Origin of the sequence: Rickettsia sp. TH2014 (assembly GCF_019249195.1) — a bacterium.
Classification (GTDB): Bacteria; Pseudomonadota; Alphaproteobacteria; order Rickettsiales; family Rickettsiaceae; genus Rickettsia; species Rickettsia felis.
Map to the genome: position 1 here is coordinate 1 of NZ_MXAX01000251.1, position 905 is coordinate 905.

A 905-nucleotide genomic window follows, 5' to 3' on the forward strand; every position below is an offset into this window, starting at 1 on the left:
CTTTAAACTTCTGTTATATTCTTTCCAGTTGCAAACTTTTTGTAGCTTTGACATACACACTTGTGGTTAAGTTTTTTGTCAATTTACTACTTTTCTTAGTTCGCAGCTACTTTTTTTTATATCTACGCAACAAGGTCTTGCGGGAATGACGGGAGAACGAATCACGTAACAACATTATTGATTAAAAGGAATTGAACATAATTTATGAACATTAACATTTATCAAGACGACCTACCTAATAATTTTGAACTTGAAGGGGATATTGCCATAGATACCGAGACAATGGGGTTAAATCTACATAGAGATAAACTCTGTTTGCTACAATTTAGTAACGGCAACGGTGAAGCCCATCTTGTTCATTTTGTAAATCAAGATTATACTGCTCCTAATTTAAAAGCATTATTGTTAGATAAAACTAGATGCAAGATATTTCATTTTGCTAGATTTGATTTAGCAGCTATAAAAAAATATTTGAGTATAGATTTAGAAAATATCTTTTGTACTAAAATATCTTCAAAGCTCGTTAGAACCTATACTGATAGCCACGGTCTTAAGGATTTATGTCGGGAGCTACTGTCCATAAATATTTCTAAACAACAACAATCTTCCTATTGGGGTACTGACAATTTATCTTCAGAACAAAAAGAATATGCAGCAAAAGATGTGCTTTATTTGCATCAGTTAAAAGATACTTTACAAAAAATGCTACTTAGAGAAAATAGGCTTGAACTTGCCCAAGATATTTTCCACTTTTTACCGACAAGAGCTAATTTAGACCTTATAGGTTGGAATGAAATCGACATTTTCATGCATTAATTTAAATTAATACAAATTAACAAAAAGATTAAATTATTAACTTAATAAATTGACTCGGCAACCCCCCCAAAAACAATCGACAAAAGGAG

The 905-nt window shown here is 31.4% G+C and carries 1 protein-coding gene; it reads left to right on the forward strand.

Translation table 11 applies throughout. From position 1 onward, the window contains the following. The first annotated feature begins 204 nt into the window (after positions 1-204). Positions 205-816: a ribonuclease D gene (locus KYQ89_RS05140; RefSeq protein ID WP_218460686.1), complete on the forward strand. Its 612-nt coding sequence runs from the start codon at positions 205-207 to the stop codon at positions 814-816. The last annotated feature ends 89 nt before the right edge of the window (positions 817-905 follow it).